The organism is Methyloversatilis sp. S146-33 (genome assembly GCF_059552495.1).
The window spans coordinates 13,374-36,382 of sequence record NZ_JCANOT010000036.1 but is presented as its reverse complement, the minus strand read 5'-3'; the positions used below and the strand labels follow the sequence as shown (position 1 = coordinate 36,382).

Annotated in this window: 24 protein-coding genes; 13 read left to right on the top strand and 11 right to left on the bottom strand. The window is 67.7% G+C overall.

From position 1 onward, the window contains the following. The first annotated feature begins 68 nt into the window (after window positions 1-68). From dksA to AC51BJ_RS14630, 8 genes are all read left to right on the top strand, one after another. Complete coding sequence (dksA, locus tag AC51BJ_RS14665; protein ID WP_019915761.1) at window positions 69-506, top strand: RNA polymerase-binding protein DksA; 438 nt, start codon at window positions 69-71, stop codon at window positions 504-506. 19 nt (window positions 507-525) lie between these two features. Next, window positions 526-855, top strand: a complete 330-nt coding sequence (locus AC51BJ_RS14660) for a hypothetical protein (RefSeq protein ID WP_430432510.1) — start codon at window positions 526-528, stop codon at window positions 853-855. A gap of 97 nt (window positions 856-952) precedes the next feature. Next, window positions 953-2,956: a TonB-dependent receptor gene (locus AC51BJ_RS14655; RefSeq protein ID WP_496280713.1), complete on the top strand. Its 2,004-nt coding sequence runs from the start codon at window positions 953-955 to the stop codon at window positions 2,954-2,956. Window positions 2,957-3,159: 203 nt separating this feature from the next. Beyond that, entirely contained in the window at window positions 3,160-4,368 is a 1,209-nt protein-coding gene (locus AC51BJ_RS14650; protein WP_496280712.1) for an STAS domain-containing protein, read from the top strand. A 67-nt stretch (window positions 4,369-4,435) separates the two neighbouring features. Beyond that, entirely contained in the window at window positions 4,436-4,975 is a 540-nt protein-coding gene (gene hslV / locus AC51BJ_RS14645; RefSeq protein ID WP_304001649.1) for an ATP-dependent protease subunit HslV, read from the top strand. Between the two features lie 26 nt (window positions 4,976-5,001). Then, window positions 5,002-6,324: an ATP-dependent protease ATPase subunit HslU gene (gene hslU / locus AC51BJ_RS14640; RefSeq protein WP_430432513.1), complete on the top strand. Its 1,323-nt coding sequence runs from the start codon at window positions 5,002-5,004 to the stop codon at window positions 6,322-6,324. Between the two features lie 36 nt (window positions 6,325-6,360). Then, complete coding sequence (locus tag AC51BJ_RS14635; RefSeq protein ID WP_304001645.1) at window positions 6,361-6,840, top strand: disulfide bond formation protein B; 480 nt, start codon at window positions 6,361-6,363, stop codon at window positions 6,838-6,840. Between the two features lie 125 nt (window positions 6,841-6,965). Continuing rightward, window positions 6,966-8,288 (top strand): NAD(P)/FAD-dependent oxidoreductase, encoded by a 1,323-nt coding sequence (locus tag AC51BJ_RS14630; RefSeq protein WP_430432514.1) that lies wholly within the window; start codon window positions 6,966-6,968, stop codon window positions 8,286-8,288. Between the two features lie 33 nt (window positions 8,289-8,321). Here the strand turns inward: AC51BJ_RS14630 and AC51BJ_RS14625 are convergent, their stop codons facing one another. From AC51BJ_RS14625 to gpmA, 5 genes are all read right to left on the bottom strand, one after another. Further along, window positions 8,322-9,083, bottom strand: coding sequence for a HesA/MoeB/ThiF family protein (locus AC51BJ_RS14625; RefSeq protein ID WP_496280711.1), 762 nt, complete (start codon window positions 9,081-9,083; stop codon window positions 8,322-8,324). A gap of 54 nt (window positions 9,084-9,137) precedes the next feature. Beyond that, window positions 9,138-9,599, bottom strand: a complete 462-nt coding sequence (locus tag AC51BJ_RS14620; RefSeq protein ID WP_020163029.1) for a hypothetical protein — start codon at window positions 9,597-9,599, stop codon at window positions 9,138-9,140. Between the two features lie 65 nt (window positions 9,600-9,664). Then, complete coding sequence (locus AC51BJ_RS14615; RefSeq protein ID WP_496280710.1) at window positions 9,665-11,053, bottom strand: S41 family peptidase; 1,389 nt, start codon at window positions 11,051-11,053, stop codon at window positions 9,665-9,667. A gap of 56 nt (window positions 11,054-11,109) precedes the next feature. Beyond that, window positions 11,110-12,342, bottom strand: a complete 1,233-nt coding sequence (locus AC51BJ_RS14610) for a murein hydrolase activator EnvC family protein (protein WP_430432518.1) — start codon at window positions 12,340-12,342, stop codon at window positions 11,110-11,112. Next, window positions 12,330-13,151: a 2,3-diphosphoglycerate-dependent phosphoglycerate mutase gene (gene gpmA, locus AC51BJ_RS14605; RefSeq protein WP_430432519.1), complete on the bottom strand. Its 822-nt coding sequence runs from the start codon at window positions 13,149-13,151 to the stop codon at window positions 12,330-12,332. The genes AC51BJ_RS14610 and gpmA overlap by 13 nt, the downstream gene beginning before the upstream one ends. Window positions 13,152-13,415: 264 nt before the next feature. Here gpmA and AC51BJ_RS14600 point away from each other — a divergent pair, with 264 nt between their 5' ends. From AC51BJ_RS14600 to AC51BJ_RS14580, 5 genes are read left to right on the top strand one after another with little or no spacing between them, the layout of a single operon-like run. Further along, the gene (locus tag AC51BJ_RS14600) at window positions 13,416-13,832 is read left to right on the top strand and encodes a rhodanese-like domain-containing protein (RefSeq protein WP_430432520.1); all 417 of its coding nucleotides are present in this window, start codon (window positions 13,416-13,418) and stop codon (window positions 13,830-13,832) included. Window positions 13,833-13,836: 4 nt separating this feature from the next. Beyond that, the gene (grxC, locus tag AC51BJ_RS14595) at window positions 13,837-14,094 is read left to right on the top strand and encodes a glutaredoxin 3 (protein ID WP_019915745.1); all 258 of its coding nucleotides are present in this window, start codon (window positions 13,837-13,839) and stop codon (window positions 14,092-14,094) included. Window positions 14,095-14,128: 34 nt separating this feature from the next. Further along, the gene (gene secB / locus AC51BJ_RS14590; protein WP_019915744.1) at window positions 14,129-14,611 is read left to right on the top strand and encodes a protein-export chaperone SecB; all 483 of its coding nucleotides are present in this window, start codon (window positions 14,129-14,131) and stop codon (window positions 14,609-14,611) included. Beyond that, window positions 14,611-15,057 carry an SH3 domain-containing protein gene (locus AC51BJ_RS14585; RefSeq protein WP_496280709.1) on the top strand — a complete coding sequence of 149 codons (447 nt, stop codon included), beginning with the start codon at window positions 14,611-14,613 and terminating at the stop codon, window positions 15,055-15,057. The genes secB and AC51BJ_RS14585 overlap by 1 nt, the downstream gene beginning before the upstream one ends. Further along, the gene (locus AC51BJ_RS14580) at window positions 15,026-16,123 is read left to right on the top strand and encodes an NAD(P)H-dependent glycerol-3-phosphate dehydrogenase (RefSeq protein ID WP_496280708.1); all 1,098 of its coding nucleotides are present in this window, start codon (window positions 15,026-15,028) and stop codon (window positions 16,121-16,123) included. The genes AC51BJ_RS14585 and AC51BJ_RS14580 overlap by 32 nt, the downstream gene beginning before the upstream one ends. On the opposite strand, the gene AC51BJ_RS14575 is transcribed toward AC51BJ_RS14580, so the two are convergent. The 6 genes from AC51BJ_RS14575 to AC51BJ_RS14550 form a co-directional block, all read right to left on the bottom strand. Beyond that, a complete protein-coding gene (locus AC51BJ_RS14575; RefSeq protein WP_304013377.1) occupies window positions 16,111-16,596 on the bottom strand; it encodes a tRNA (cytidine(34)-2'-O)-methyltransferase in 486 nt (161 codons plus the stop codon). The genes AC51BJ_RS14580 and AC51BJ_RS14575 overlap by 13 nt on opposite strands. Window positions 16,597-16,662: 66 nt before the next feature. Further along, window positions 16,663-18,336: a nitric oxide reductase activation protein NorD gene (locus AC51BJ_RS14570; protein WP_496280707.1), complete on the bottom strand. Its 1,674-nt coding sequence runs from the start codon at window positions 18,334-18,336 to the stop codon at window positions 16,663-16,665. Beyond that, window positions 18,320-19,150, bottom strand: coding sequence for a CbbQ/NirQ/NorQ/GpvN family protein (locus AC51BJ_RS14565; RefSeq protein WP_496280706.1), 831 nt, complete (start codon window positions 19,148-19,150; stop codon window positions 18,320-18,322). The genes AC51BJ_RS14570 and AC51BJ_RS14565 overlap by 17 nt, the downstream gene beginning before the upstream one ends. Further along, entirely contained in the window at window positions 19,147-20,187 is a 1,041-nt protein-coding gene (locus AC51BJ_RS14560; protein WP_019915738.1) for an aliphatic amidase, read from the bottom strand. Before AC51BJ_RS14560 ends, AC51BJ_RS14565 begins: the two co-directional genes overlap by 4 nt. Window positions 20,188-20,337: 150 nt before the next feature. Then, a complete protein-coding gene (locus AC51BJ_RS14555) occupies window positions 20,338-21,090 on the bottom strand; it encodes a YoaK family protein (RefSeq protein ID WP_496280705.1) in 753 nt (250 codons plus the stop codon). 57 nt (window positions 21,091-21,147) lie between these two features. Further along, complete coding sequence (locus tag AC51BJ_RS14550) at window positions 21,148-22,839, bottom strand: SulP family inorganic anion transporter (RefSeq protein ID WP_496280704.1); 1,692 nt, start codon at window positions 22,837-22,839, stop codon at window positions 21,148-21,150. Between the last annotated feature and the right edge of the window lie 170 nt (window positions 22,840-23,009).

Below are 23,009 nucleotides of genomic sequence, written 5' to 3'. Positions count from 1 at the left end.
CGTTACGCAGTTTTTTGCCAAAACATTGGTATCCTCTTCGCCTTTCCAATCCCCGGGAGTTCATGCGGATGGCCACCAAGAACGCCAGCAAGGCCGACAAGCCGCTGACCGAAGCCGACATCCTGAAGATGCCGGAAAAGGACTACATGAACGAGGCGCAGCTCGCCTTCTTCCGCGACCTGCTCGCCCGCATGCGCGACGACATCCTGCGCAAGGCCGATGAAACCGTGGAGCACATGCGCGAGGTCGACAATGTGTCCGACCCCGCCGACCGCGCCACGGTGGAAGAGGAACACACGCTGGAACTGCGCACGCGCGATCGCGAGCGCAAGCTGCTGAAGAAGATCGAACAGGCGATCGACCGCATCGATGCCGGCGAATACGGCTATTGCGACGAAACCGGCGAGCCGATCGGCATCGGCCGCCTGCTCGCCCGCCCGACCGCGACGCTGACCATCGAGGCGCAGGAGCGCCGCGAACGTCTGCAGAAGCTGTACGGCGACTGAGGCCGGGCCCGGACGCGCGATGTTCCGACGCCTTTCCGCGTTGCGGCTCGTCATGTTGCTGCTGTGCCTGATCGGGGCACAGCACGTCACGCTCGTCCATGCCTTCGAACACGTCCCGGCGGCCGGTGTCTCGCTGACCGCCGAGGACGACGGCGACCCGGCGCATGCGCCGGTCTGTCCGGACTGCCTGTCCGCCCATTCCCTGACCCAGCTGTCTGTCGGCGCCGCGCCCGACCCGGCTGTTCCCGATCTGTCGCACGTGCTGCGGGCCGCTTCGCTGCGCGTCGCGGCCCATGGTGCGGCGCCCGAGCCCTGTGCGCACGGGCCGCCTGCCCCCTCCCCGCTCTGATCCGTCGCCCCCTCCGGGGCATGCACTTCATACATTCAGACTGACCCGCGTGATCACGCGCGGGCGCGCGTCCGTGTCCGGACGCGGGGAGAACTTCATGCAGATCCATCGTTTTGTCGGCGGCGCCCTCGCGGCAGCCGCTTCCGTGTCCTTTTCCGTTCCGGTCTTCGCCCAGGCCATCCAGGACCTTCCGGCCATCGTCGTCACCGGCAATCCGCTGGGCAGCGACCTGTCCGATCTGGTCAGCCCGGTGTCGGTGATGGACGATCACGACCTCACGCTGCGCGGCGCCAGCACGCTGGGCGAGACGGTCGGCAATCTGCCGGGCGTCAGTTCGACCTGGTTCGGTCCGAACTCAAGCCGGCCGGTGATCCGCGGCCTCGACGGCGACCGCGTGCGCATCCTCGGCAACGGCGGCGCCACCGTCGATGCGTCCTCGCTGTCCTTCGACCACGCGACCACGGTGGATCCGCTGGTGGTTGAGCGGGTCGAGGTGGTGCGTGGCCCGGCGGCGCTGATGTATGGCGGCAATGCGGTCGGCGGCGTGGTGAATGCGCTCGACAACCGAATTCCGCAGTCGCCGATGAATGGCGCCAGCGGGCGCGTCGATGGCCTCGTCGGCGGCGCCGACTCGACCCGCGCGCTGGCCGGCCGTGTCGAGTTCGGCACGAACGGTTTCAATCTGCACGCCGACGGCTTCACCCGCTCGACCTCCGATCTGCGCATCCCCGATGGCCGCCTGCGCAATTCGGCCGCCGACACCGAGGGCGGCGGCTTTGGCGCCTCCTTCGCCGGCGAACGCGGTTATGTCGGCGCCTCCTACGGCGTGTTCGATTCGACCTACGGCACGGTGGCCGAAGAGAACATCACGATAGATATGCGCAGCGAGCGCTGGGACCTCGCTGGCGAACTGCGCGAAATCGACGGTTTCATCACTGGCGTCAAGTTCCGCGCCGGCCATACTGACTACAAGCACGTCGAACTGGACGACGGCTCGCCCGAAACACGCTTCTTCAGCAAGGGCACCGACCTGCGGGTCGAGGCTGCGCACGCGCAGCTCGGCCCCTTCCGCGGTGTGGTCGGCATGCAACTCGACAGCAGCGAGTTCTCGGCGCTGGGCGACGAAGCCTTCGTGCCCTCGACCAACACCGACACGCGCGCACTTTTCCTGTTCGAGGAAACCCGCATCGGCGAGCTCAAGCTCACCTTCGGCGGTCGCGTCGAGCGGGTCGAGGTGGGCAGCGACGGCGGCGGCCCGGACGACGCGAACAATCCGGGTACGCCGCGTTTCGATCCGGCGCAGGAACGACGCTTCACCGCGCGCAGCGCCGCCTTCGGTGCGGTCTATCCGCTGAACGACACCTTCTCGGTCGCCACCCAGCTGGCGCACACCGAGCGCGCGCCGACTTTCTACGAACTGTTCGCCAACGGCCCGCACGCCGCCACCGGCAACTACGAGGTCGGCAACGCGGCGCTGGACAAGGAACAGTCGAACTCGATCGACGCCCAGTTGCGCGTCAAGCGCGGCGATCACAGCGGCAGCATCGGTGTGTTCCACAGCCGCTTCCGCAACTTCATCGCGCTCGCCGACACCGGCCTCCGCCGTGAGGAGGACGGCCTGATCGATCCGGCCGGCGAACTGCCCGAGTTCGCCTACCAGGCAGTGCCGGCGAAGTTCTATGGTTTGGAGGCGCAGGCCCATCTGCTGCTGTGCCGCTGTGCCGGCGAACTGCACCTCGACCTGCAGGCCGACATGGTGCGCGCCGCCAACCGCGACACCGGCGAGCCGCTGCCGCGCATCGCGCCGGTACGCGGCATGGCGGCGCTGAACTGGCACCGCGAGGCGCTGAACCTGCGGCTGGAAGTGCAGGGCGCCCGCCGGCAGGACCGGGTCGACGATCTCGGCACGCCGACGGCCGGCTACGCGCTGGTCAACGCCTTTGCCAGCTACGGCTTCCAGGCGGCCGGCGTGAACTGGGAGGCCTGGCTGCGCGGCAACAACCTGTTCGACACCGAGGCGCGCAACCACGTGTCCTTCCTCAAGGGCATCGCACCGATGCCTGGCCGCAGCATCATGGCCGGCCTGCGCGCCACCTTCTGACCGTTGTCGGGTGCGTTACGGGTGCGGTAAATGCCGCGCCCGTCGCGCCTGGGCGCCGATTTGTGCCCTTGCAGCACCTTGTCACGTCTTCTTACGCCTTCGGGGGTGCCGCCCGCTGCGGTTGAAAGGTAAAGTTACCGATCGTTGCAGTTGTGAATCGATGCGCCGTTAATTACGGTTCGCGCCCCGATCCGGACCCATCCGTGGCTTTCTCCTTCTTCAAGAAAACACCTGCGCCGCAGGTCGAAACCCGCAAGCCGGTGCGACCGACCGCACCGGCCGCGGGGACGGCCACTGCGTCGCGCCCGCCCGACAGCATGCCGGCCAGCGATCCGCCGTCGTCTGCCGGCCTGATGTCGCTCGATTTCGTGTCGCGCGATCCGCTGGAGGGTGCGCGCCGCGCTGGCAAGGGCGAGCTGCAGGTGCAGGACGTGTCCAGCGGGCTGCACCCGGTGGTCGAGGAAGCGGCCATGCTGTTTGCCAATGGTGACGATGAAGCGGCGCTGTCCACGCTGGAACGCGCCACCTTCGGCGATCTCGGCAGTTCGACCGAACAGGTGTGGGCCATGCTGTTCGACCTCTGTCACGCGCTCGGCCGTGTCGACGCCTTCGAGGCGCACGCGCTGGCCTACGCTGAGCGCTTCGAACGTTCGGCGCCGGCCTGGCCGGCGTCTCCGTCGCGCGGCGCGACCGCTGGCCCGCCCACGCTGACGCTGGCGGGCAAGCTGACCGCGGCCAGCCGCGCCTCCATCGACCAGATCGACCGCCTGTGTTCAAAGGCGCATGTGGTGCGGGTGGATGTCGCCCGTCTGCACGACGTGGACGAGGACGGCGCGCGCATGCTGCTCGACGTGCTGGTTGCGCTGCGCCGCTGCGGCCACGGCGTGGCCATGCTCAGCGCCACAGTGCTGCGCGACCTGCTGGCGCCGCGCATCGTGCCGGGCAAGGCCGAAGGGCCGGCGCAGTGGCTGCTCTACCTGGAAGCGCTGCAGCAGCTGGGCGACGAAGCCAACTTCGAGGAATTCGCGATCCAGTACGCGGTCACCTTCGAGCTGTCGCCGCCGTCGTGGGACGCGCGCTGGGTGTCGTCGGTGCTCGCGCCGGCCGCGGCAGAACCGGCGCCGGTCGAGAAGAATGCGCGCATTGCGCTGCGCGGCGAGATCGTCGGCGCCCGTCAGGACGCCTTTGCCGTGCTGCAGGCGGCTGACCTGCCGCAGGGGGTCATGAAGGTCGATTGTTCCGAGCTCTGCCGGATGGATTTCATCAGCGCCGGCCTGCTGTTCAACGTGATCACCGCGGTGCAGGCGACCGGCCGCCAGCCCCGTCTGGTCGATGTGCGGCCGATGGTGGCGGCGCTGCTGCTGCTGATCGGTGTCGCCGCCGTGGCGGAAATCCAGCAACGCCGCTTCTAGCGCCACCGGCGCCCCGCTGCGCATGGTTTAAAGTGCGCAGCCTCCGCGGCATTTTTCGGGAATTGCGATGGAACAGTATCACGGCACCACCATACTTTCGGTGCGTCGCCCGGGTCAGGTCGCCCTCGGTGGCGATGGCCAGGTGACGCTCGGCAACATCGTCGTCAAGGCCACCGCGCGCAAGGTGCGGCGGCTTTATCAGGGCCGCATCCTGGCCGGCTTCGCCGGCGGCACGGCCGACGCCTTCACGCTGTTCGAGCGCTTCGAATCCAAGCTGGAGAAGCACCAGGGCAACCTGCTGCGCAGCGCGGTCGAACTGGCCAAGGACTGGCGCACCGACCGCATGCTGCGCCGGCTGGAGGCGATGCTGGCGGTGGCCGACCGCGAGTCTTCGCTGATCATCACCGGCAACGGCGACGTGCTTGAACCCGAGGGCGGCATCGTCGCCATCGGCTCCGGCGGCGCCTACGCCCAGTCGGCGGCCCGTGCGCTGGTCGAGAATACCGAACTGTCGGCGTGCGACGTGGTGTCGAAGTCGCTCGGCATCGCCGGTGACCTGTGCATCTACACCAACCAGAGTCACACCATAGAAAGCATCGAGTGGTGAGCGCCGTGACCCCTGCGGATCAAGTCATGACCCCTTCCGAAATCGTGTCCGAACTGGACAAGCACATCGTCGGCCAGACGCGCGCCAAGCGCTCGGTGGCCGTCGCGCTGCGCAACCGCTGGCGCCGCGCCCAGGTGGCCGAGCCGCTGCGCAGCGAAATCACGCCGAAGAACATCCTGATGATCGGGCCGACCGGTGTCGGCAAGACCGAGATCGCGCGCCGGCTGGCGCGGCTGGCGAACGCGCCCTTCATCAAGGTCGAAGCGACCAAGTTCACCGAAGTGGGCTATGTCGGCCGCGATGTCGACACCATCATCCGCGATCTGGTCGAAATCGCCATCAAGGACCTGCGCGAACGCGCGATGAAGGCGGTACGCACGCGCGCCGAGGACGCCGCCGAGGACCGCATCCTCGACGTGCTGCTGCCACCGGCGCGGCCGGTCGGTTTCGGTGTCGATGCGCCGACGACCGACGAGAGCGGCACGCGGCAGAAATTCCGCAAGAAGCTGCGCGAGGGTGAACTGGACGACAAGGAGATCGACATCGAGGTGGCGGTGGCGCCGGCCGCGATGGAAATCCTGACGCCGCCCGGCATGGAAGAGCTGACCGGCCAGCTGCAGTCGATGTTCCAGAACATCGGCGCGCAACGCCGGCGCAGCCGCAAGATGCCGATCCGCGAGGCGCTGCGCGTGCTGACTGACGAAGAGGCGGCGCGCCTGATCAACGAAGACGAAGTGAAGCAGCAGGCGCTGGTTGCGGTCGAGCAGAACGGCATCGTGTTCCTCGACGAGATCGACAAGGTGGCGTCGCGCTCGGACCACGGCGGTGCCGATGTTTCGCGGCAGGGCGTGCAACGCGACCTGCTGCCGCTGGTCGAAGGCACGACGATCACGACCAAGTACGGCATGGTGAAGACCGACCACATCCTGTTCATCGCCAGCGGCGCCTTCCACCTGTCGCGCCCGAGCGACCTGATTCCCGAGCTGCAGGGCCGATTTCCGATCCGCGTCGAGCTGGAGTCGCTGTCGGTCGATGACTTCGAACGCATCCTGACCGCCACCGATGCCTGCCTCACGCGCCAGTACGCGGCGTTGCTGGAAACCGATGGCGTGACGCTGGATTTCGCGCCGGACGGCATCCGCCGGCTGGCCGAAGTGGCGTGGTCGGTGAACGAGCGCACCGAAAACATCGGCGCGCGGCGACTGCACACGGTGATGGAAAAGCTGCTGGAGGAGGTGTCCTTCGACGCCGGCCAGCACGCCCGCTCGCTCACCATAGACGCTGCCTACGTGGACGCCCGGCTGGGCGAACTGGCGCAGAGCGAGGACCTCGCGCGCTACGTGCTCTGACGCACCGGCTGTCCCAACAACGAGAACGAGTCCCCGATGACCCCGATTGCCCGTACGCGCATCTACTTCCTGCTGTCCTACTTCTGTTTCGGCCTGCTCGCCTTCGCGCTGTGGCTGCAGCACGTCGAGCGTCTGGCGCCCTGCCCGCTGTGCATCCTGCAGCGCTACGCCTTCTTTGGTGCCGGCGTGTTCTTCCTGCTGAGCGGCCTGTTCGGCGGAGCGCTGGCGCGCAGCGGACTGTGGGTGTCGGCGCTGATCGCGGCCGCCGGCGCGGCGGTGGCCGGGCGTCACGTCTATGTGCTGTACAACCCGTCGGTCAGCTGCGGCCTCGATCCGGTCGAGGATTTCGTCAACAGCCTGCCGCCGGCGCAGTGGTTCCCGCAGGCCTTCTTCGCCGATGGCGCCTGCGGTGCCAAGCTGCCGCCGATACTCGGCCTCGACATTCCCGAGTGGTCGCTGCTGTGGCTGAGCGCGCTCGCCGTCGTTGCTGTGCTGCTTTCGTTGCGCCGCGGCTGAACACACTGGGCGGTCGACTGTTCCGCCGCCATGACACCCGGAGCCCCGCCCTGCACAAGCGGCGGGGGCTGTAGCAGAATGCGCCGTCCGCTCCCGTGCAGGGCGGACTTCGCTCCGAGGAGATCATGAATAATTCCAAGAAACCCGTCATCGTGGTGGTCGGCGGCGGCGCCGGCGGCCTCGAACTGGTCACCCAGCTCGGCGACCGCTACGGCGCCAAAGGGCAGGCCGACATCGTGCTGGTCGATGCTTCGCCCATCCACATCTGGAAACCGCATCTGCACGAGGTCGCCGCCGGGCGCATGGACATGCACATGCACCGGCTGGAGTACGTCGCGCAGGCGCGCTGGCACAACTTCGAGTTCCAGATGGGCCGGATGACGGCCATCGATCGCACGCGCAAGACCATCCACATCGAGGCAGTGGCCGACTTCGACGGCGAACCGATGCTGCCCGAGCGCGAGCTGCATTACGACTATCTGGTGATCGCCATCGGCAGCACGGTGAACACCTTCGGCATTCCCGGTGCGGACGAGCACACGATGGCGCTGGACACCACGCACGACGCCGAGCGCTTCCGGCAGAAGCTGGTCGCCGCCTGCATGCGCGCCGACGCGCGTGCCGAGCGCGGCGAACCGCACGAAGTGTCGATCGCCATCATCGGCGCTGGCGCCACAGGCGTCGAACTGTCGGCCGAACTGCGCCACACCAGCAAGGTGCTGCGCGCCTTCGGGGTGCACAGCATGGACCCGCGCCAGGACGTGCGGATTACGCTGATCGAGGCGGCCGACCGCGTGCTGCCGGCGCTGCCGGCGCGCATTTCGGCGTCGGCCGAAGAGTTGCTGCGTGGCATGGGCATCGACGTGCTGAAGTCGGAACGTGTCAGCGAAGTGCGCCATGACGGTCTGGTCACCGCCAGCGGCCATTTCATCCGCGGCGACCTGATGGTGTGGGCGGCCGGCATCAAGGCACCGAACATGCTGTCCGGCTTCGGCGGGCTGGAGTCGAACCGCATCAACCAGCTGGTGGTGGATGACCACCTGGTCACCACGCACGACCCGGACATCTACGCCTTCGGTGACTGCGCGGCCTGTCAGTGGCTGGGCGGCGAAGGCACGATTCCGCCGCGCGCCCAGGCGGCGCACCAGCAGGCCAGCTATCTGGTGAAGATCTTCGCCATGCGGCTCGAAGGTAAGGGTGACCCCGGCCCCTTCCGCTACAAGGACTTCGGCTCGCTGGTGTCGCTCGGCAAGAGCGGCGCCACCGGCAACCTGATGGGTGGCGTGGTCGGCGGCAGCATGTTCATCGAGGGTCTGGTCGCGCGCATGATGTACCGCTCGCTGTACCAGATGCACCAGATCGCGCTGCACGGCTGGGTCAAGAGCTCGCTCGACGCGGTGGCACGCTTCATCAAGCAGAGCACCGAGCCGCACGTGAAGCTGCACTAGCCTTTTTAGGGGCTAGGGGCTAGGGGCTAGGGGCTAGCTGGGGCTCCGGCCCTCGCCGCAGACGGCGCAGCCGGGGTCGCGCGGCAGCGTGATGCTGCGCCACTCCATGCCGAGTGCGTCGAGCAGCAGCAGGCGGCCGGCCAGCGTGCGGCCGGTCTGCGCGAGGATCTTCAGCGCTTCGGCCGCCTGCACGGTGCCGATGATGCCGGTCAGCGGCGCGAATACGCCCATCACCGCGCAGCGCACCTCCTCGACTTCGCCGCCCTCCGGGAACAGGCAGTGGTAGCACGGCGCGTCCGGCTCACGGCTGTCGAATACCGACACCTGACCGTCGAAGCGGATTGCGGCACCCGACACCAGCGGTGTGCGGGTTGCCACGCAGGCGCGGTTGATCGCGTGGCGGGTGGCGAAGTTGTCGCTGCAGTCGAGCACCACGTCGGCGGCGGCGATCTGTTCCAGCAGTTCGTCGCCGGCCAGTCGCTTCTTCAGCGCGATCACCTCGGTGCCCGGATTGACGTCGTGCAGCGTTTCGCGCGCCGATTCGACCTTGGCGCGGCCGACCGAGTGTTCGCGGTGCAGGATCTGCCGCTGCAGATTGGTCAGGTCGACGTCGTCGTCGTCGGCGATCACCAGCGTGCCGACACCGGCCGCCGCGAGGTAGAGCGCCGACGGACAGCCGAGGCCGCCGGCGCCGACGATGAGGGCGCGCGAGGCGAGCAGTCTGTCCTGTCCTTCGATGCCTATCGGGTCGAGCAGGATGTGGCGGCTGTAGCGCAGCAGTTGCTGGTCATTCATGAAGAAGTGACCGCCGGCGGATGCGGCGGCGTGTAGCGGTGGGGAAACGGGCGGTCAGCGATACTCGCGCAGTTCGCTCGGCGTGTCGTCGTGATCGCCGTGCGGGTGGTGCTGCCAGGCCTTGACGTAGATTTCGTTCGACTTCTTGATCAGTCGCTCCGGCTGCTTCAGGTTGCGCAGCTGGGTGTCTTCGCAGAAATAGAGCATCGTGCGGATCAGTCGCATCTTCAGCGAACCGTCGAGTACGAAGCCGTGCGCGCGCAGTGCCCGCTCTATGCTGCGGAAGCTGTGGTCGGTCAGGCTGTACTCGATGGCGACCACGCGATCGCCCTGCGCGGTGACCGAAATGCCGCCGACCGCGGCGAGCAGCGCGAGCGCCTCATCGACGCGGCGCGGGCAGCGGCGACAGAAGCGCAGTTCGCGGTGCTTCATCAGGCCGGCCTGGGGGCCGTATCCGGGCTTGCGCGGCGCGCGGTGTTCGCGGCCGAAACGACGCTGGCTGGCATGTGCGACCATGGTTCAGCTCCTGCATCCGGCGGCGATCCGCAGATCGCCGCACGGCCCGCCAGGTACGGCGGGCCTCAGTTTTTCTGGATGATCTGCAATCCCTTCAGCAGATTCAAGGCCTGGGTGAACTGGTAATCCGACGCGGTGGCGAACTCGAACGGCGCGGCCGGTTTGGCATCCTCGTCCTCCTCCTTCGCCGGCTTGCCCTTGGCGCCAGCGGCGGGTTTCGGTGCGGCTTCCTCGGGTTCCTTGTCGTTGCCGAGGTGACGGTCGAGGTCGGCTTCGCGCAAACGGATGCCACCGCCGCTGCCATTCGGCGTCTCTTCGACGATGATGTCCGGCACGATGCCCTTGGCCTGGATCGAGCGGCCGTTCGGCGTGTAGTAACGCGCCGTCGTCAGCTTGATCGCGGTGTTGTTGGCCAGCGGCATGATGGTCTGCACCGAGCCTTTCCCGAAGGTGTGGGTGCCCATGATGACCGCGCGCTTGTGGTCCTGCAGCGCGCCAGCGACGATTTCCGACGCCGAGGCCGAACCCGAGTTCACCAGCACGACCATGGGCACCGACTTGGCGCCGGCCGGCAGCGTGGCGAGATAGTCCTCGCGCGACCCGCGCAGGTAATCCTCCGGCGCGGCGATGAAGCGGCGCTTGGCGTCCTCGGTGCGGCCGTCGGTCGACACCACGGTCGCCTTCGGCGGCAGGAAGGCGGCAGATACGCCCACGGCACCGTGCAGCAGGCCGCCCGGGTCGTTGCGCAGGTCGAGCACCAGACCTTTCAGTTCGCCGTCCTTGTACAGCTTGCCGATGTGCTTGGCGAGGTCCTCGGCGCTGGCTTCCTGGAACTGCGTCAGGCGCAGGTAACCGTAGCCGGGTTCGACCAGCTTCGATTTCACCGACTGCACCTTGATGATTTCGCGCGTCAGCGTGACCTCGATCGGCTTCGTTTCGCCCTTGCGCGCGATGGTCAGGCGGATGCTGGTGTCCGGCTTGCCGCGCATGCGCTTGACCGCGTCGCTCAGCGTGAGTCCCTTGGTCGAGGTGTCGTCCAGCTTGATGATCAGGTCGCCCGCCTTGACGCCAGCACGGAAGGCCGGCGTGTCCTCGATCGGCGACACCACCTTGACGAAGCCGTCTTCCATGCCGACCTCGATGCCGAGGCCGCCGAATTCGCCCTGGGTGCCGGCCTGCAGATCCTTGAACGCGTCCTGGTCGAGGTAGGCCGAGTGCGGGTCGAGACCCGACAGCATGCCGCTGATCGCGTGGGTGATCAGCTTCTTGTCATCGACCGGCTCGACATAGCCCGACTTCACCGCATTCAGCACGTCGGCGAACTGGCGCAGTTCCTCGACCGGCAGCGTGCTGCCGACCGGCTTGTTCGCGTTGGCGGAGAAATTGAGACTGAGCAGTACCCCGGCACACAGTCCGATCATGACCAGCCCGGTTTGCTGCAGCTTCTTTTGCATCGATTGCACTCCGCATATTTTTCGGCAGGTAACGGAAGCTGCACCCTCGGTGCAGCCTAGCGGGCAACCCATTTCAGCGGGTCCAGCGCCTGTCCCTGATGCCGCAATTCAAAGTATAAACCTGATTCCGAAGCCCCACCGCTGGCGCCGATCGAGGCGATCACCTCGCCGGCGCGTACCGCTGCGCCAACCGACTTCAGCACGGCTTCGTTGTTGCCATAGACACTCAGATAGTTGTCGCCGTGATCGACGATGACCAGGTTGCCGAAACCGCGCAGCCAGTCCGCGAACACCACGGTACCGGCAGCCACCGCCTTGACGTCGCCCGCCGTTGCGCGGATGAAGATGCCGCGCAGCGGTGTTCCGCCATCCGCGCCTTGGGCACCGAAGCGACGCGCAAGTTCGCCACTGGCCGGCCAGGGCAGTCGACCGCGCAGTTTGGGGAAGGCAACGCCGCCGTGATCGACCGGCGCCGACTGCACGACCGGACCGCGGCTTTCGCGGCCGGCGGGCGCCGGCGCGTCGTCGGCCGGGCCTGCCGCGGGCGTCTTCGGCGGCGTGCTGCGGGTGCTGCGCCGCGACAGCGATTCGATCAGCCGGCTCAGTCGCGCCTCGTCGCGCTTGAGCTGGGCCAGTTCCTTGCGTTCGGTGCGCAACTGGGTGGCGATGCGGTCGAGCACTTTGCGCCGCACGTCGTGCTCGGCCTGCAGCTTGCCGCGCTCGCGTTCGCGCTCCGTTTCCAGGGTGCGGATTTCGTCCAGCTGGGCGTCCTGCTGTGCCAGCAGCTCGCGCTGGCGCGTCAGCGTCGCACGATGGTCGTCCATCAGCCTGAGCTGGCTTTTCGACAGGCTGCGCAGGTAGTGCAGGTCGCGTGCGCTCTGGTTGGGATCGGTGCCGGACAGCAGGTGGCGCAACGCATCGGCCTCGCCGGCGCGCTGGTGGCCGCGCAGCAGTTGCGCCAGTTGTGATTGCTGGGTGCGCAGACGCTCTTCGCCGGCGGCCACGTCCTTGCGCGTCTGCGTCAGCGCGCTTTCGACCGCCTTGCGGCGGCCGGCGATGTCGCGCAGCGCACGGCTGGCGTCGGAAATGGCCTTTTCCGAGCTGCGCAGCTCGTCGCGGGCCTCGCGGTGTGCGCTTTCAGACTGGTTCAGTTCATCGCGCAGCGCTTCCATGCGCTGCTGAAGGGCGCGCAGCTGTTCCGGGCTGGACTGGACTGCGCGCTCGGCGAAGGCGGTTCCGGGCAGCGTGCAGAGCAGTGCCCGGACCAGCCAGCGCTTCACTCCATCCACGGTGCGCGCTGTTCGGCCGATTGCGGCTCTTCGGCTTCGGGGATGGGCGGACGCTGGCGCTGCGGCACGGCGCGGCTCTGGTTGGCCACGGCGTCGATGGCGGCGCGGATGGCTTCCTGGTCGCCGAGGTAGTAGTGGCGGATCGGCTTCAGGTTCTCGTCCAGCTCATACACCAGCGGCTGGGCGGTCGGGATGTTCAGGCCGAGGATGTCCTGTTCCGACACGTTGTCGAGGTACTTGATCAGCGCGCGCAGGCTGTTGCCGTGGGCGACGATGAGCACGTTCTTGCCGGCCTTGATCTGCGGCGCAATCTCGGCGTCCCAGAATGGGATGACGCGGGCCACGGTGTCCTTCAGGCATTCGGTGCGCGGAAACTGCTCGTCCGGCACTTCGGCGTAGCGCGGGTTCTTGCGATCGAGGCGCGGATCGTCCTCTTCCAGCGCCGGCGGCGGCGTGTCGTAGGAGCGGCGCCACACCAGCACCTGTTCCTCGCCGAACTTCTGCGCCGTCTGCGCCTTGTTCAGGCCCTGCAGCGCGCCGTAGTGACGCTCGTTCAGGCGCCAGGTCGGACGGATCGGAATCCACATCAGGTTCAGTTGTTCGAGCGCGACGTAGAGCGTCTTGTTGGCGCGCTTGAGCACCGAAGTGAAGGCCATGTCGAAGCGGTAGCCTTCGCGGTTGAGCAGGCGGCCGGCTTCGCGGGCCTCGATTTCGCCTTTGTCGGTCAGACCGACGTCGGTCCATCCGGTGAAACGGTTTTCCTTGTTCCAGACGGATTCGCCGTGGCGCAGCAGAACGAGCTTGTACATATCGGGTGGGCTATGTGTGAAGGGCGCGGCGCCCCGGTGAGACGTGCTGCACTGCGGACTCGTGGTCTGCAGGTGGACTGACCGCGCTTGGGCTAAAATGCGCATTTTCCCAGAAAACGCAGCGCGCGGCCCCGTAAAAATTCGACAGAAGATGACATGTCGAAACATCCGCGTTGCCGGATGACACGATCCCGGCGATGATGCGGACCCCGTTACAGCGGACCGCCTGCCGCGAGCCCCACAGCCTGCCAGCACCTCTCTCCCATGGAATTCCTGACTCAGAACAACAACTACCTCTGGGCCATTTCGGCCCTGATCAGCGGCGTCGCGCTGCTCGTCATGACGCTGCGCACGAAGACCTCCGGTCCGCGCCTGACGCCGGCGCAGGCGACGCAACTGATCAACCGCGAGGACGCCCAGGTGATCGACGTGCGCGAACAGCCCGAATGGGCCAAGGGCCGCATCGCCGGTTCGCGTCACATTCCGGTTGGTCAGATCGATCAGCGCATCGGTGACCTGGAAAAGTTCAAGGACCGCCCGCTCATCGTTGTCTGCGCCAGCGGCATGCGTTCCGCCAGCGCCTGCTCGACGCTGCGCAAGGCCGGTTTCGAAAAGGTGTTTGCACTCGACGGCGGTATCGGCGCCTGGGAACAGGCCGGTCTGCCACTGACCAAGAAGTGATGTCATGGCACACGTACTGATGTACACGAGCGGCTACTGCCCCTACTGCGTGCAGGCGGAGCGCCTGCTCGTGTCCAAGGGCGTGACCGACATCGAGAAAGTGCGGGTCGACACCGACCCGGCGCGGCGTACTGAAATGATGGAGAAAACCGGCAGGCGTACCGTGCCGCAGATCTACATCGACGACTTCCATGTGGGCGGGTGCGACGATCTGCACGCACTCGACCGCGAAGGCAAGCTGGACCCGCTGCTGCAGGCCTGACCTGCGGCGTTCATCACCAACCGAGAAGCGAAAAATGGCCGACGAAGCAGTGCAACCCCAACAGCCCCAGGGCCCGGTGTTCTCCATCGAGAAGGTCTACGTGAAGGACCTGTCGCTCGAAGTCCCGAACGCCCCGGAAATCTTCCTCACCCGCGAAAACCCGAACGTGCAGATCCAGCTGCAGACGGAAGGCAAGGCGGTGCAGGACGGCGTGTTCGACGTGACGCTGACCGTCACCGTCACCGCCAAGATCGGCGAGAAGACGATGTTCCTGGTCGAAGTGCGTCAGGCCGGCATCTTCCAGATCCGCAACGTGCCGCAGGAAGACCTGCAGCCCATCCTCGGCATCGCCTGCCCGAACATCCTGTTCCCGTACGCCCGCGAAAGCGTGTCGGATGCGGTGAACCGCGCCGGCTTCCCGCCGGTCGTGCTGGCGCCGGTCAACTTCGAAGCGCTCTACCAGCAGCGCGCGCAGCAGGCCGCAGCCGGCCAGGACGGCGCGCCGACGGTTCAGTGATGAAGCGCATCGCGCTGGCGGCGCTGGCCGCCTTCGCCATCGCCCCGGCCGCCCAGGCGGCGGGGCTCGAATATCGCTCGCTTGCCGACGTCGCCGTCATGTACGACGCGCCGTCGAAGCAGGCGCGCCAGCAGTACGTGATCGCGCGCCAGACGCCGGTCGAAGTCGTGCGTACGCAAGCCGGCTGGGTCAAGGTGCGCGAGCCGGGCGGCATGCTCGCCTGGGTCGAATCGTCGGCGCTGTCGCCGCAGCGCACCGTCATCGTCAGCGTCGACAAGGCGCGCGTCCTGGCCAAGCCGGAGGACAACGCGCCGCTGGTGTTCGAAGCCGAGCGCCGCGTGCTGCTCGAACCGGTGTCGGAACCCGCGCCGGCCGGCTGGGCGCGCGTGAAGCACCGTGACGGCCAGAGCGGCTTTGTCCGCATCGGCCAGGTGTGGGGCCTGTGAGCCCCGATCGCCGCGCATGAAGATCGCCGTCCTCGGCGCCGGTGCCTGGGGCACCGCGCTGGCCGTCGCCTACGCGGCCGATCACGACGTCACCCTGTGGACGCGCGACGCGTCGCACGCGCAGGCGCTGCGCGCGTCGCGTCGCAACGAGCGCTACCTGCCCGAGATCGCGCTGCCCGACAGCATCCGCATCGACGCCGACATCGCGCACGCGCTTTCCGGCTGCGAACTCGCGCTGATCGCCACGCCGATTGCCGGTCTGCGCGACGCGCTGCGTGCCGTCGCCGCGTCCGGTGTGCCGGCCGTGCTGTGGGCGTGCAAGGGTTTCGAGGCGGGCACCGGCCTGCTGCCGCATGCGGTGGCGGCTGAGGTATTGCCGGAGACGGTCAGCCGCGGCGCGCTGAGCGGCCCCAGCTTCGCGGTCGAGGTGGCGCGCGGCCAGCCGACCGCGATCACCGTCGCCAGCAACGACCTCGCTTTCGCCTCCCGCATCGCCGCCGAGCTGCACAGCCCGCGGCTGCGCCTGTACGCGCAGGACGATCTGACCGGCGTCGAGGTCGGTGGTGCGGTCAAGAACGTGCTCGCCATCGCCACCGGCGTCTGCGACGGTCTCGGTTTCGGGCTCAACGCGCGCGCCGCGCTGATCACCCGCGGCCTGGCCGAGATCGCCCGCCTCGGCGAAGCGCTGGGCGGCCACGGCATCACCTTCATGGGCCTGGCCGGCATGGGCGACCTGATACTGACCTGCACCGGCGACCTGTCGCGCAACCGTCGCGTCGGCCTGATGCTGGCCGAAGGCCTGTCGCTCGATGCGGTGCTGCAGAAACTGGGCCACGTCGCCGAAGGGGTGTCGACCGCACGCGAAGCCGCTGCGCTGGCGCGTCGCATGGGCGTCGACATGCCGATCACGCGCGCCGTCGCCGACGTGCTCGACGGCCGCCTCAGCGCGGCGCAGGCGGCCGAGCGGCTGCTGGCGCGCGACCCCAAGGTGGAACAGGAAGCAGTGCTCGAACGCGCCGACGACGTCGACCTCGGCGCCCTGCAGCCGGGCGCTCAGTCCGGCTGAAGCGCGCCGTCGAAGCCGTGCTGTCGCCACGCCTCGTAGGCGACGATGGCGACCGAATTGCTCAGATTCAGGCTGCGACAGTCGGGTCGCATCGGAATGCGCAGGCGCTGCGCCGCCGGCACCGTGTCGAGCAGGCTGCCCGGCAGGCCGGCGGTTTCCTGACCGAACAGGAAGATGTCGCCGGCACGATACTGAGGCGTCGTGTGCGCCACCCGTCCGCGCGTGCTCAGCGCGTACAGCCGGCCGTCGTCAGGCTGCAGCGCGAGTGCGGCCGACAGCGCCGCCCAGTCCTCATGCACCGTCACGTTGATCAGGTCGCGGTAATCCATGCCGGCGCGCTTCAGGTGCTTGTCGCTGATGTCGAAGCCGAGCGGCTTCACCAGGTGCAGGCGGAAACCGCCGTTGGCGCACAGGCGCATCACGTTGCCGGTGTTGGGTGGAATTTCGGGCTGGTACAGGACGATGTGGAACATGGACGTGCGTGATCGGGCGGAGGCGCGATTGTGCCAGCGGACGCCGTCGCCGGTCAGGCTGTCCGGTCAGCCGCGGTGCAGGCCGGCCAGCAGCACGTCGACGATGTGGCGCGGAGCGGCCGCGATGCAGCGGCCTGCGTCGAACACACTGCGCAGGCCTGCAGGCGCGGCCGGGCCGACGTGCACGCACTGTGTCGTCACCCCGGCGTGGCGCGCTTCGCGTACCGCCCGCTTCACATCCTCCAGCAGATAGCGCGGGTCGTGCACGTCGATGTCGTGCGGTTCGCCGTCGGTCAGCAGCACGATCAGCGGCCGCTCGCCCAGCGCATGGGCGGCGGCGTGACGCAGCGCGGCGCCGATGCGGGTCGAGCCGTGACTGCGCAGCCCGGCGGCGCGGGCGCAGACGCGCAGGTCCAGCGCGCCGTCGTGTTCGTCCTTCAGGTGCTGCACGCGCACGCGGTGACGGGTGTCGGATGCGAACGCCCACACGCGGACGATGTGGCCGTCACCTTCAAGTGCGTTCGCGGCCAGCAAGGCGGCGTCACGCAGGTGCTCGAGCAGCGGTCGGCCATCCGCGCAGGGCTGTGCGGTGGAGGCGGACGCATCGATCAGCAGCAGCACGTCGCGGCCGCTGTCCGTCGGGCGCGCCGCGCGAAAAAGCCGGGACGGTGGCCGCGTGCGTGTGCGTAGCGCGATGCCCGCCTCGATCAGCGCCTCGGTGTGCAGCACTTCGCCGTCGCGCTCGCGGCCGCTGCCCGGACGCCCCGCTGAGCGACGCTGCGCGGCGGGCAGCCGGCGGATCTGCGCCTGCAGTCGCGCGCGCAGTGCCGTGGCGTCGACTTCGAGCGGGCGGCTTTCGATCACCGTGCACCAGTCCGGCCGCAGTCGCGTGATCAGGCGATCCCACTCCGGGTACTTCAGCATGCGCAGCGGCGCTTCCGACCACAGTGCGGTGGCTGCACCTTCGCCCTGATCGGCGCCGCCGGTCGCCTGCGGCGGCGGACGTTCCGCCGTCACATCCTTGTCGTCGTGACCGCTGCCGTGGCTGTCGGCGTCCTCGCGTTCCAGCGGCGTGGTGGACGGCGGCAGCTTGTCGTCGGCGATCCACAGGTGGAGGTTGTCGTCGCGGTAGGCCGGCTCGACCCGCCAGCCGGCCGCATTGAAATTCAGGCGCATCTGGCCGATGTCGTTGCCCAGCCGCGATGCCGCCTCGCGCAGCCGTTGCGGCGTGTCGAGCGCGAGCGTGCCATCGGCTGTGAAGAACAGCCGGCGCACCTTGGCGATCCAGGCGTGGCCGTCGGCATGCACCGGGTCGAACAACGCGTGCGCCAGCCGCACCAGCAGCGCGTCGAAGCCGTTGCCGTCGTCCGGACCGGCGACGTGGAAGGGCGCCCACAGCGTGCGCAGGCCCGGCAGGTCCCGCATCGCCAGCCATTCGACGCGGGCGTCCTCCAGCGTTTCCAGCAGCACGCGCTGTATCGGCTTCAGTTTCGCGCGCGGCTGCGCTGCGCCGCCGTATGCGAGGTGCGCGGCCGCGTGGGCGGCGCGGGCGCGGGTGAGCAACGCGTCGTCCGGCGGCAGATGCAGCACCGGCCGCGTGCCGGCGCGCGACAGGACCGCGCGCGGGCGGTCGTCCGGCGTCGCGAGCGTCGTCAGCCGCGGCTGCACTGCCCACAGCGCGACCAGGTAGATGCCCAGCGGCCGGCTGTCTGCCAGCGCGGATTCAGGCGATGCAGGCATCGACCATGGCGGCCAGCGCCTGACCGACTTCCGGGTCGTCGGACAGCGGCACCGCGATGGCCTGCTGGCAAGCGGCGCGCGGCGCCAGCCCCTCGGCGATCAGCAGGCCGGCGTGAATGAGCATGCGGGTCGAGGCGCCCTCGTCCAGTTCGTCGCCGGCCAGCCGGCGCGTGCGCTCGGCCAGTGTCACCAGTTGTTTCGCGATGACAACGTCAACGCCGGATTCGTGCATCACGATGGCCGCTTCGCGTGCCGGATCCGGGTAGCCGAATTCGAGCGCGGTGAAGCGCTGCCGGGTCGATGCCTTCAGCGTCTTGTGCACGCCGTGGTAACCCGGGTTGTAGGACACGACCAGGCGGAAATCCGGATGCGCGTGCAGCAGTTCGCCGGTGGCGGCCAGCGGCAGCTGGCGGCGCGCGTCGGTCAGCGGGTGGATGAGCACCGTGGTGTCGGCGCGTGCTTCCACCAGTTCGTCGAGGTAGCAGATCGCGCCGAAGCGCACCGCACGGGTGAGCGGACCGTCCTGCCAGCGCGTGCCGCCGGCGTCGAGCAGGAAGCGGCCGATCAAGTCGCCGGCCGACAGATCCTCGTGGCAGGCGACGGTGATCAGCGGCAGGCCCAGCCGCCACGCCATATGCTCGACGAAGCGCGTCTTGCCGCAACCGGTCGGGCCTTTCAGCATCAGCGGCAGGCCGCGCGCGTGCGCCGCCTCGAAGGCGGCGATCTCGCCGCCGACCGGCGCATACCAGGGTTCGTCCCGGATGCGCCAGTCGGCCAGCGCGTCGTCCGGCGCCACCGGGTCGTGCAACTTCATTTGTGACCGACGGTAGACGGGTTGGGCAGGCCTTCGATCGGGCATTCCTCGGTGCCGACGGTGTCGCGCGTGAAGGCTTCGACCGCTTTGCGCGTGCCTTCCGGATCGTTGATCCACTTCGAGTAGAAGTCGTAGGGGCAGGTGGCCACGCCCTTGTCGCCTTCGCGCGAATTGATCAGGCCGGTGTAGCCGCGGTGCAGCAGCTTGAACAGGTGGTTTTCCGACTGGCCGTTCTTGCGGAAGTCGCGGATCAGGCTCTTGGACAGCGCGGCGTACTGCATGCCCATTTCCTCCTCGCCGCACTCGCCCAGCGTGCGACCGTCGAAGCCGACGATGGCCGAGTGGCCGAAGTAGGTGTAGACGCCGTCGAAACCGGCCGCGTTGGCGACCGCGACATAGCAGTTGTTGGCGAAGGCCATGGCTTTCGCCATCGTCACCTGCTGGTCCTTGGCCGGGTACATGTAGCCCTGGCAGCGCACGATCAGTTCGGCGCCCTTCATCGCGCAATCGCGCCAGATTTCCGGGTAGTTGCCGTCGTCGCAGATGATGAGGCTCACCTTCAGGCCCTTCGGACCGTCCGACACGTAGGTGCAGTCGCCCGGATACCAGCCCTCGATCGGCACCCAGGGCATGATCTTGCGGTACTTCTGGACGATCTCGCCCTGGTCGTTCATCAGGATGAGCGTGTTGTACGGCGCCTTGTTCGGGTGTTCCTCGTGCCGTTCGCCGGTCAGCGAAAACACGCCCCACACCTTGGCCTTCTTGCAGGCGGCCGCGAAGATGGCCGTTTCCTCGCCGGGGATCGCCGAAGCCGTGTCGTACATCTCCTTCGAGTCGTACATGATCCCGTGCGTGCTGTACTCCGGGAAGATGACCAGGTCGAGGCCGGGCAGGCCGGACTTCATGCCGACGATCATGTCGGCGATCTTGCGCGCGTTGTCCAGCACCTCGGCCTTGGTGTGCAGGCGCGGCATCTTGTAATTGACGACGGCGACGCCGACCGTGTCCTTGCTGCTCGAAATGTCCCCGTGGTGCATGACTGGCCTCCGCTGCTGAATGGGTGGAAGAGAAGTTTCAAGACTTCCCATTCTGCGAATGCCGCCGACGACGCCAATACGGTGAACGACGTATCGGGGCATGGAACCCGACAGCAGCGATGCCCCGAGCCCGATTGCCGTCCAGTGACTTCAGAGCTTGGAGTCGTGCTTACTGCGCAGGTCGTCGAATGCCGGTACCAGCGCCATGATCGCAAGCAGCAAGGCCATGGGCAGTGTGAACAGGTAACCCAGGTGTTTGAAGCCGAATGCGCCGGACAGTGCGCCCGACAGAAAGCTCGCGAGCAGCCCGGACAGTACGAGCAGTCGCTCCCTGTCGGCGCGAATGTGGAGCGACGGATCCGGCTGGCGATTCCAGTAGAGCAGTTTGCCCATCTCGATACCCAGATCCGTGACGATGCCGGTCATGTGCGTCGTGCGGATGACCGCATTCGACAGTTTGGTGACTATCGCGTTTTGGAGTCCCATCATGAAGCACAGCAGAATCACCGTAAAAGGCAGAAGCAGTGCCTCGTACTCGTACAGCCGTGAACCAAGCAGACCGAAGCACAGGATGAGGACCGCTTCGAAAAGAAGCGGCAGCGCATACTCGCTCGACATGCGGCGGTTGCGAGCGAAGTTGACCATCAACGCGCAACACATTGCGCCAGCGAGAAAGGCAACGATGGCCACGATGGCGTCGACGACCAGCGCCGTCTGACCCAGTGCGACGTTGTCTGCCAGCGCCGAAACGATGCCGGTCACATGCGAGGTGTACTGCTGAACGGCCAGGAAGCCGCCGGCATTGATTGCACCCGCGACGAAAGCGAGTACCCAGCCCAGCTGCCTGTTGCCCGCGACGGTTCTTCGACGACCGATGAGAAAGCGCGCGTAGTCGACTGGCATGGTGATGTTCGGGAGAAGTGCAGTGCGGCTGCGAGAGTGGATGGAAAGGACGGCGTCTCAGGTGTAGCTGACCGGAGGTGTCGTGGCGTTTGCCGACTGCGCACGCAGCAGTGCATCGGTCAGGTTGCCGGCGATGTTGTCTTCGCCGAGCCGCGCGGCGAAGCCGGAGCGGCGGATCAGCGAGGCCGGCTGGTCGTTCAGGTCGCACAGCACCAATGTGGCGCCGCGCCGCGCGAGATTGCGCTGCAGCGTCTGCAGGATGTCGAGGCCGGTGGTGTCGATGCTGATCACCTTTTCCAGATCGAGGATGACCGCGTCAGGGTGGCCGTCCTGCATCAGCAGCAGGTTTTCCAGCTTGTTGGCGGCACCGAAGAACAGCGAACCGGTCAGCCGGTAGGCGAGGATGCGCGGCGTGCCGTCGGCGCGGCTGAGTGCCCGGACGCCGTAGTGCTCTTCCAGTGGCAGGCGCTCGATGCGCGTCAGGTCGGACATGCGGTAGATGAAGAACAGGCTGGCGAGCACCATGCCCAGTTCCACCGCCAGCGTCAGGTCGAACACCACGGTGACGAAGAAGGTGGCGAGCAGGATGGTGCGGTAGGGCGCCGAATAGCGGCGCAGTTCCGACGGCGCGAAGGCGTGCCATTCGCCCATGTTGACCGACACCACAACGACGATGGCCGACAGCGTGGCGAGCGGGATGTGCGCGGCCAGCGGTGCGGCCGCCAGCACGATGGCGAGCAGTACGCCCGCGTGCAGCATGCCGGCCACCGGCGTGCGTCCGCCGGTGCGCACATTGGTGGCGGTTCGCGCGATGGCGCCGGTGGCGGCGAAGCCGCCGAACAGCGGGGCGGCGACATTGGCGATGCCCTGCGCCATCAGTTCCTGGTTCGGGTCGTGCCGGTCGTCGATCTGTGCATCGGCCACGCGCGCCGACAGCAGCGATTCGATGGCGCCGAGCAGCGCGATCGCCAGCGCCGGTGCGATCAGTTTGCCGAGCAGGCCGAGCGACAGTGCCGGCAGGCCGATGTCCGGCAGTTCGCGTGGAATGCCGCCGAAGCGGCTGCCTATGGTGTCGACCGGAAGCTGCAGCAGCGCGTTGGCCGCGGTGGCGATCACCAGCACCGCCAGCGGCCCGGGCAGCCGGCGCATCCAGGCGATGTCCTTCGCCACCCGGTTCCAGCCCAGCAGCACGGCCAGCGAGGCGAGCGACAGCGACAGCGTCGGCAGGTCCAGCGTGGGCAGCGCGTCGAATAGCGCGCGCATCTTGCCGAAGAACTCGCCCGGCAGCGCGTCGATCTTCAGCCCGAGAAAATCCTTGATCTGCGAAATGAAGATGACCACGGCGATGCCGTTGGTGAAGCCGATCACCACTGACAGCGGGATGAAGCGGATCATGCTGCCGAGCCGGAAGGCGCCCATCGCCAGCAGCATGACGCCGGACATCATCGTTGCGATCAGCAGGTTCTGTACGCCGTAGTCGGCGACGATGGCGTAGATGATGGGAATGAAGGCGCCAGTCGGACCGCCGATCTGCACCCTTGAACCGCCGAGCGCCGAAATCAGGAAACCGGCGACGATGGCGGTCCAGATGCCGGCGGTCGGCGACATGCCGCTGGCGATGGCGAAGGCCATGGCCAGCGGGAGCGCCAGCACGCCGACCGTCAGGCCGGCCGACAGGTCGCCGGAGAACTGTCCGCGGTCATAGGCCGGCAGCGTGTCTAGAAGCTTGGGTCGGAAGCTGAAATTCATGGTGTCTCCGCAATGAGAGGGTGCGCAAGGCGCGTCGCATGAGGCGGTGCGGAGACGGGTGCCCGTGGCCGGTGTGGCGCAGCACGACCCAGCGCTTGGTCGGGGTCAGCGGCATAAGGGGCGGCCACGGGGTTTCATGAGGCCATTGTGTTCGCGGCCGGCGCCGCGTG

Bases quoted from the DNA above. Each gene is read 5' to 3' on its own strand.
- AC51BJ_RS14565 (WP_496280706.1), bottom strand. From the start codon at position 19,150: ATGAAGTTGCACGACCCGGTGGCGCCGGACGACGCGCTGGCCGACTGG.
- AC51BJ_RS14635 (WP_304001645.1), top strand. From the start codon at position 6,361: ATGACCCCGATTGCCCGTACGCGCATCTACTTCCTGCTGTCCTACTTC.
- AC51BJ_RS14615 (WP_496280710.1), bottom strand. From the start codon at position 11,053: ATGCAAAAGAAGCTGCAGCAAACCGGGCTGGTCATGATCGGACTGTGT.
- dksA (WP_019915761.1), top strand. From the start codon at position 69: ATGGCCACCAAGAACGCCAGCAAGGCCGACAAGCCGCTGACCGAAGCC.
- AC51BJ_RS14625 (WP_496280711.1), bottom strand. From the start codon at position 9,083: ATGAATGACCAGCAACTGCTGCGCTACAGCCGCCACATCCTGCTCGAC.
- AC51BJ_RS14660 (WP_430432510.1), top strand. From the start codon at position 526: ATGTTCCGACGCCTTTCCGCGTTGCGGCTCGTCATGTTGCTGCTGTGC.
- AC51BJ_RS14585 (WP_496280709.1), top strand. From the start codon at position 14,611: ATGAAGCGCATCGCGCTGGCGGCGCTGGCCGCCTTCGCCATCGCCCCG.
- secB (WP_019915744.1), top strand. From the start codon at position 14,129: ATGGCCGACGAAGCAGTGCAACCCCAACAGCCCCAGGGCCCGGTGTTC.
- AC51BJ_RS14575 (WP_304013377.1), bottom strand. From the start codon at position 16,596: ATGTTCCACATCGTCCTGTACCAGCCCGAAATTCCACCCAACACCGGC.
- AC51BJ_RS14560 (WP_019915738.1), bottom strand. From the start codon at position 20,187: ATGCACCACGGGGACATTTCGAGCAGCAAGGACACGGTCGGCGTCGCC.
- hslV (WP_304001649.1), top strand. From the start codon at position 4,436: ATGGAACAGTATCACGGCACCACCATACTTTCGGTGCGTCGCCCGGGT.
- AC51BJ_RS14655 (WP_496280713.1), top strand. From the start codon at position 953: ATGCAGATCCATCGTTTTGTCGGCGGCGCCCTCGCGGCAGCCGCTTCC.
- AC51BJ_RS14570 (WP_496280707.1), bottom strand. From the start codon at position 18,336: ATGCCTGCATCGCCTGAATCCGCGCTGGCAGACAGCCGGCCGCTGGGC.
- AC51BJ_RS14550 (WP_496280704.1), bottom strand. From the start codon at position 22,839: ATGAATTTCAGCTTCCGACCCAAGCTTCTAGACACGCTGCCGGCCTAT.
- AC51BJ_RS14620 (WP_020163029.1), bottom strand. From the start codon at position 9,599: ATGGTCGCACATGCCAGCCAGCGTCGTTTCGGCCGCGAACACCGCGCG.
- AC51BJ_RS14555 (WP_496280705.1), bottom strand. From the start codon at position 21,090: ATGCCAGTCGACTACGCGCGCTTTCTCATCGGTCGTCGAAGAACCGTC.
- AC51BJ_RS14600 (WP_430432520.1), top strand. From the start codon at position 13,416: ATGGAATTCCTGACTCAGAACAACAACTACCTCTGGGCCATTTCGGCC.
- gpmA (WP_430432519.1), bottom strand. From the start codon at position 13,151: ATGTACAAGCTCGTTCTGCTGCGCCACGGCGAATCCGTCTGGAACAAG.
- hslU (WP_430432513.1), top strand. From the start codon at position 5,002: ATGACCCCTTCCGAAATCGTGTCCGAACTGGACAAGCACATCGTCGGC.
- AC51BJ_RS14630 (WP_430432514.1), top strand. From the start codon at position 6,966: ATGAATAATTCCAAGAAACCCGTCATCGTGGTGGTCGGCGGCGGCGCC.
- grxC (WP_019915745.1), top strand. From the start codon at position 13,837: ATGGCACACGTACTGATGTACACGAGCGGCTACTGCCCCTACTGCGTG.